Annotated in this window: 7 protein-coding genes; 5 read left to right on the top strand and 2 right to left on the bottom strand. The window is 43.3% G+C overall.

Annotated elements, in window-relative coordinates:
- The first annotated feature begins 41 nt into the window (after nt 1–41).
- The 3 genes from ACT3QQ_RS13440 to ACT3QQ_RS13430 all read left to right on the top strand — a co-directional run bounded on the left by ACT3QQ_RS13440 (nt 42) and on the right by ACT3QQ_RS13430 (nt 3,055).
- The gene (locus tag ACT3QQ_RS13440; protein ID WP_444528381.1) at nt 42–1,019 is read left to right on the top strand and encodes a zinc-binding dehydrogenase; all 978 of its coding nucleotides are present in this window, start codon (nt 42–44) and stop codon (nt 1,017–1,019) included.
- 193 nt (nt 1,020–1,212) lie between these two features.
- The gene (locus ACT3QQ_RS13435) at nt 1,213–2,217 is read left to right on the top strand and encodes an oxidoreductase (RefSeq protein ID WP_444528380.1); all 1,005 of its coding nucleotides are present in this window, start codon (nt 1,213–1,215) and stop codon (nt 2,215–2,217) included.
- A gap of 109 nt (nt 2,218–2,326) precedes the next feature.
- On the top strand, nt 2,327–3,055 hold the full coding sequence (locus tag ACT3QQ_RS13430) for a hypothetical protein (RefSeq protein ID WP_444528379.1): 729 nt from the start codon (nt 2,327–2,329) through the stop codon (nt 3,053–3,055).
- A gap of 67 nt (nt 3,056–3,122) precedes the next feature.
- On the opposite strand, the gene ACT3QQ_RS13425 is transcribed toward ACT3QQ_RS13430, so the two are convergent.
- A complete protein-coding gene (locus tag ACT3QQ_RS13425) occupies nt 3,123–3,644 on the bottom strand; it encodes an NADPH-dependent FMN reductase (protein WP_444528378.1) in 522 nt (173 codons plus the stop codon).
- Between the two features lie 183 nt (nt 3,645–3,827).
- Between ACT3QQ_RS13425 and soxR the strand changes: the two genes are divergently transcribed.
- A complete protein-coding gene (gene soxR, locus ACT3QQ_RS13420; protein ID WP_444528377.1) occupies nt 3,828–4,277 on the top strand; it encodes a redox-sensitive transcriptional activator SoxR in 450 nt (149 codons plus the stop codon).
- A gap of 109 nt (nt 4,278–4,386) precedes the next feature.
- Here soxR and guaA read toward each other — a convergent pair whose 3' ends face one another.
- Nucleotides 4,387–5,997: a glutamine-hydrolyzing GMP synthase gene (gene guaA, locus ACT3QQ_RS13415; RefSeq protein ID WP_444528376.1), complete on the bottom strand. Its 1,611-nt coding sequence runs from the start codon at nt 5,995–5,997 to the stop codon at nt 4,387–4,389.
- Nucleotides 5,998–6,454: 457 nt separating this feature from the next.
- Here guaA and ACT3QQ_RS13410 point away from each other — a divergent pair.
- On the top strand, nt 6,455–6,912 hold a 458-nt coding region (locus ACT3QQ_RS13410; protein ID WP_444528375.1), incomplete at its 3' end, for a BCCT family transporter.

Here is a 6,912-nt window from a genome sequence, read left to right as displayed (position 1 = left end):
ATACTTATAAATATATAAATTCATAGATAAAGGAAATTATCATGCGTAGTGCTATTCATAACAGTTTCGGTAAACCTTCCGACGTATTGAGCGTGGGCGACAGTCCTATGCCGCAGCCAGCTGCAAACGAAGTCCGTATCAAAACTATCCTCTCCCCTATTCACAACCATGACATGCTGACCGTGAGTGGACAATATGGCTATAAGCCTGAGATGCCAGCCATCGGTGGTAGTGAAGCGTTAGGTATTATTGATGCGGTAGGTGATGACGTCACAGAATTTAGTGTTGGCCAACGTGTGGCGTGTGCCAGTGTGCACGAAACGTGGGCAGAGTATTTTGTCGCTCCTACCAGTATGGTATTTAACATGCCTGATAGTATCGAAGACGAACTGGCTGCACAGCTGATTGCCATGCCATTGTCTGCTTTGATGCTGTTAGAGTTTCTAGAAGTCGATAGCGGTCAATGGATTATCCATAACGCAGCAAATGGCGCCGTTGGTAAAACGCTAGCCATGCTCGCTGCTGCACGCGGTGTGAATACAATCAATCTGGTGCGTAGTAAAGACTCACTCGAGGAACTGACAGCACTTGATATCAAAAACAACGTCGTCACTGCTGATGACGACTGGAAAGACCAAGTCAAAGCCATCATTGGTGATGACAAAATTACAGCCGCTGTCGATTCAGTCGGTGGCGAATCGAGCAACGAGCTACTGTCGTTACTTGGCAGCAATGGTACGCTGGTCTCATTTGGTATCATGTCAGGCAAGCCAATGGCACTAGACGCTGGCAGCTTAATCTTTAAGCAAGCGGTTGTGAAAGGCTTCTGGGGCAGCAAAACCAGCCAAGAAATGGACCTTGATAACAAACAACGTCTGATCGATGAACTACTAGAGCGCGCTTCAAATGGCGATCTAAAGCTACCTATCGAAGCCATTTATAGTCTAGATGACATCACAACTGCCGTCTCTGGAAAAGTACAATCAAGTAAAAAAGGTAAAGTTCTTTTAAAACCTTAATTCCTGTACTCGCCTCGTGATGAGAGCAAAAACCAGTGGTATTAGAAAGTATAAGAACGCCCATTTGTATTACTTATCAGATAATACTGTGGGCTTTTTTTAGCGGTGTTGCTTCAATTATGGCGAAGCTGTAATAGCATCGCCGTACCGTTATTAATAAACACAAACAATAAAACTTAATAAGGATATAACTATGTCAAACGATACAACGTTCAAAGCCTTAGTCGTCGAAGAGACCAGCGACGGTGAATTTAAAAAGAGCATTCAAGAACGCAATATCAGTGATTTACCAGAGAATGACTTGCTCATCGAAGTGCATTACTCATCGTTAAACTTTAAAGATGCCATGTCAGCCACAGGCAATAAAAGAATCACCAAACAGTACCCGCATACCCCAGGTATCGACGCTGCTGGCGTGGTCGTCAGTGATAAGTCAGGCACGTTTAGCAAAGGACAAGAAGTATTAGTATTCGGCTATGATCTCGGTATGGATACAGATGGTGGACTCGGTCAGATGATATCAATACCAGCCGATTGGGCGCTACCTTGCCCAGAAACGCTGACGCTAAAAGAGGCGATGACCTATGGTACTGGCGGTCTAACCGCAGCGCTGAGTGTGCAAAAGCTAGAGAAAATGGGTGCAAAACCAAGTGATGGTCCAGTCGCTGTCACTGGCGCAACAGGCGGCGTAGGTACGATCAGTATCGCTATCTTAAAGCAACTTGGCTATGAGGTGATTGCATTCTCAGGTAAGCCAGAGCAAAGCGAGCATTTAAAAGGGCTTGGCGCGAGCGAAGTACGTCATCGCGATACCATTAATGAGATCGGTAATAAACCTGTCGGCCGTGAGCTATGGGCCAACGCTATCGATACCATCGGTGGCGACTACTTATCTAACTTGCTCAAGCAAACCAAAGCGGGCGGCGCGGTGACGAGCTGTGGTCTAGCGGGCGGCGCTGAGTTTTCAATGACAGTCATGCCATTCATCACCCGTGCAGTGTCGCTACTGGGTATCGACTCGGTCTATATCCCACTGGCTGACAAAGAAGCCATCTGGAAGCGTGTCGCCACTGATATGAAACTGCCTAATCTTGAAAGCTATGGTGAAGAGATTACACTAGAGCAAACGCCAGAGTACTTAGATCGCTTTATGTCGAGCAAAGTGGTTGGGCGTTATGTGGTGAATGTGAAAAGATAGGTTTTTTGCTTAGCAGTCAAATATTATAAAAAAGGCAGCATCTCTTTTAAGGTGCTGCCTTTTATTTATAGTCTTCTCTTATGCATCTTTTACTTAATTAAGGAACATCATGAGCCATACTGAGAACCCTAATATAAAGCAATTTTTTCCACTAGTTACCGACTCTCTTTCGAAAGGTATGGCTGCCCTATCTAATGGTGATAGTAGCTACCATGCTTCATCCACCGAAATATATGCTCAAAATATTTTTTCAAGAGTTAATGAGATTGATAATGCTCTAAAAAACATGTCAATCACAATGGAGTATTTGCGCAAAAAAAGTTATGAAGATTCAGAATATAATTTTTCCGAGCATCATGCTCATCATATTGAAAACCTTTTACTTAAACTGACTAGTGTAGTTGACCGATCATACCTGTTAGCTGGCTCAACTATCTTGATGGAGAGTAGTAAGATAGAAAATCAAAATGGTAAAAATAAAATCAAGAAAGCTCTACTAAATTCCTATCCTATATCAGCTGCTATTTTAGAAGAAATGAACAATGTAGTAGCCGAACTACGAGAACCTAGAAATAAAGTGGCTCATCAGGCTGGATTTTCCAATAAAAACTTATGTGTTTTACAAGCTATAGAAAATGCTGGAATAGAATCTATCTCGGTAAAAGAAATTACTGATCAAATGTCATATGACAGTATCAAAGAAGTAGTGAGTGATGAGTCTATTGAGCAATATGAAACCATATTGTTAGCAGTAGATAAGTTAGTAACAGATTTAATTAATAGTCTGTCGTTTGTATATGCTGGTTTATTACCAGGCGAAACCCCTAACGAAAACTAGCATTAAAACTAAAAAACACCCAACCAAGTTGAGTGCTTTTTTATTGCCTATCACGCCTGTTTAAGTCTCATAACTTATTGATAATCTCATTCAGTTGTTTATTAAATGCATCATCCGTCACTTGCTCTGTCTCAACATCGAAATTATCAAAGAAGTTGGGCAATGACAATGCACCTTTGACATCAGCGGCAAAGAACGGCGCTGAGCCTTTAGCCGCAGCAAGTACGCTTTGCGCGCCGCTAGATCCTGGTGATGTAGCAAGCATAATCATTGGCTTGTCTTGATAAACTTTCATATCGATGCGTGACGCCCAGTCAAACAAGTTTTTATACGCGGACGTGTATGAGCCATTGTATTCAGCAAATGAAATAATAACAGCGTCAGCGTCCCCAATCGCTTGATAAAAATCATGGGCAAATTGTGGGATGCCGCTCTCTTTTTCACGCTCTTCGCTAAAGATTGGCATCTCAAGATCATGAATATCGAGTAGCGTCACATCGGCATCGTCGATTTGCAAGGCGCTATAGCGTGCCAGCTTTTGGTTAATAGAGTTTCGGCTGTTGCTGGTGCCAAAGGCAAGTACGTTCATTGTAAAATCCTTATGTTTGCCTACCCTGTTTCAGATAGCGTTATTATGAGTAAAAAGTATAACGCGCCAAGAATCTGAAAAGATGATGATGTTTATCGTCAGTTTTTTTGCGCGTTTGTACTTGTATTCATCTTGAATGAGGGCTATTGTGCGACCTAAACCTAAGTTGAGGTCAAGAAAAAAATGCAAAAAAGACTCACGCCTGATTGGATATCGGTCGGTCTGCTCAGCGAAAGAACAGGCGTAGCGGTGTCTGCGCTACATTTTTATGAACGTAAAGGGCTGATAAAAAGTCAAAGGAACAACGCCAATCATAGACAATATCCAAAGCATGTCATCCGTATCGTCTCATTGATTCAAGTGGCGCAGCGTACGGGATTTTCTTTAGATGAGATTTTGCGAGAGCTTGATGAGCTGCCCAATCACACTCGCATCACGCTTAAAGACTGGGAAGCGTTGGGGCTCAGATGGCAAGCGGAATTAGATCGCAAGATTGTCCAGTTGACTGAGCTAAAGAATATGATGAGCGACTGTATCGGCTGTGGCTGCCTATCACTGGAACGCTGCAAACTGCTTAACCCTTATGACGATCTGGGTGAAACAGGTGCAGGACCACGTTTGATGACGGAGTAATTTTTAGTTGATAGCCATTTTTTATAACTTTTTAGTATTAAAAATCTCATAAAAAAGCCCACGCTATCGTGGGCTTTTTCTATAGCTAATAGTGTTACTTAAGGAGTGATTACTCCCACTCGATCGTCGCTGGCGGCTTGCTCGACACATCATACGTCACGCGTGATACATCAGCGATTTCATTCATAATGCGGTTCGATACCGTCTCGATCAAATCATACGGCAGATGTGCAAAGCGAGCGGTCATAAAGTCTACAGTCTCAACCGCACGTAGCGCGATTACCCATGCATAGCGGCGACCATCGCCGACCACGCCGACTGATTTGATAGGTTGGAATACTGCAAATGCTTGGGCCGTCTTGTCATACCAGCCTGAACGCTCAAGCTCTTGCATAAATATCGCATCAGCCAAACGCAACACGTCAGCGTATTCTTTCTTAACTTCACCAAGGATACGCACGCCCAAACCTGGACCAGGGAACGGATGGCGATAGATCATTTTGGCAGGTAAGCCTAGCGTGATACCTAGCTTACGTACTTCGTCTTTGAACAAATCACGTAATGGCTCAATCAATTTGAATGCCAAATCATCTGGCAAACCGCCTACGTTATGGTGACTCTTAATAACATGCGCTTTGCCTTGATGTGACTTAGCAGATTCGATGACATCAGGATAAATCGTACCCTGTGCCAAGAATTCAACGACTTGTCCGTCGCTCTGCTCACTCACTTGACGCGCGCTATCAGCGAATACGTCAATGAAGGTTTTACCGATGATTTTACGTTTTTTCTCTGGATCAGACTCACCTGCTAGCGCATCCAAGAACAAATCTTCTGCATCAACACGCACGACTTTTACACCCATGTTTTCGGCAAAGACTTGCATCACTTGATCGCCTTCGTGCAGACGCAACAAACCATTATCGACGAACACACACGTCAGCTGATCGCCGATTGCTTTGTGCAATAGCGCAGCTACGACTGAACTATCGACACCGCCAGATAGACCTAGCAATACTTGCTTGTCACCGATTTGCTCTTTTAACTGGGCGATACGCATATCAGCGATGTTGTCTGGTGTCCAGTCACCTGCACAACCGCAAATCTGATGGACAAAACGACCAAGCAATTCTTGACCCTGTAGAGTATGCGTTACCTCTGGATGGAACTGTAGACCATAATATTGCTTGTCGTCATTGGCCATAATCGCAATTGGACAGCTTGGCGTGCTAGCAACGATGTCAAAACCTTCAGGTACTTCGATGACTTTGTCACCATGGCTCATCCAAACATTGAGTTTAGATGCGTTTCCTTCAGTCTTGCTGTCTTCGATACCGTCAGTCAGCTGTGAATGACCAGTGACATCAATGGTCGCAGCACCAAACTCATGAATATCACTGGCATGAACTTGCCCGCCAAAACGATCTGCCATCGCTTGCATACCGTAGCAGATACCTAATACTGGCACGCCTAGCTCAAACACCGCGTCATTGATACGTGGGCTGTTTTCTGCATGGACGCTCTCAGGGCCACCCGACAAGATGACGCCTTTTGCGCCAAAGTCGATGATGCGCTGAGTATCGATATCATAAGGGAACATCTCACAAAACACCCCAGAATCGCGCACACGGCGAGCGATTAGCTGGCTATATTGTGAGCCAAAATCGAGGATTAAGATGCGATCTTCTTTGATTGCAGGAGTGGCAGCAGCAGTGGTCATAAATCGATATCCATCAATAGATAAATTGGTGCCCTATTTTAACAAGTTTACGCCCTCTATTGGCTATTAGATGGTTAATTATTAACAGTTATGCATAAATATTTAAATTCATCAAAAATAAAATTGGGAAAATGAATCTGTCGAAAGACCAGTGTTAAGGAAAACTAAAACCTATTGATTGGGGTGATATATGAAACCAATCAAACAAAATCTTCCATTTGCCGTTACTATACCTATCGTCAATCTACTATTGATTGTAGGTATAACGATTAAATTAATAATCATACAATAGTGCCTGCCTAGTATTGTCTAACTGGTCAGACACTGTAGACGACGATAATTTTTTGAATACCCCAATGTTTATAATGGGCCATACAACATGTACAAAAAAGGAATTTCTAATTCTAGGAGCGCTGAGTAGCTAAAACAGTAACGTCAAATATAAAGAGACAATAACATGAGCAACACGAATAACGATCAAAATCCAAATAAGGACACAAGCAAACTCTCAAAAGAATACCTGCCAGATTACGTAAAGGCTCGATCAAAGCATCATAGTCCTCCACATTTAGGCACTTTTGATGTCGGTATGTCAGTACCACAGTGGCGACCTGACCACGTACCTGATACTCGTATCGATAAATTCACTTTCTTTATGGTGCTGGTTATTCTTTTTAGTATCTCCATACCTTTGATACTGTTCCCTGAGCAGGGTAAGGCCTGGGTAGGTATAGCCCGCAGCTTTGTAGTAGATAACTTTGGCTTTGCTTATCTCACATTCGGCGCGCTATCCATAATGTTTGTGATTTACATCGTGATATCTGATATCGGTAAGATCAAACTAGGCCGCCCAGAAGAAACACCTGAGTTTTCAGACGCTTCTTGGGCATCCATGTTATTTTGCGGCGGTATTGG

It is taken from the genome of Psychrobacter sp. AOP7-A1-24 (assembly GCF_052376235.1).
Classification (GTDB): Bacteria; Pseudomonadota; Gammaproteobacteria; order Pseudomonadales; family Moraxellaceae; genus Psychrobacter.
The sequence above is the reverse complement of the archived record's forward strand: the minus strand, read 5'-3'. Positions and strand labels throughout refer to the sequence as shown.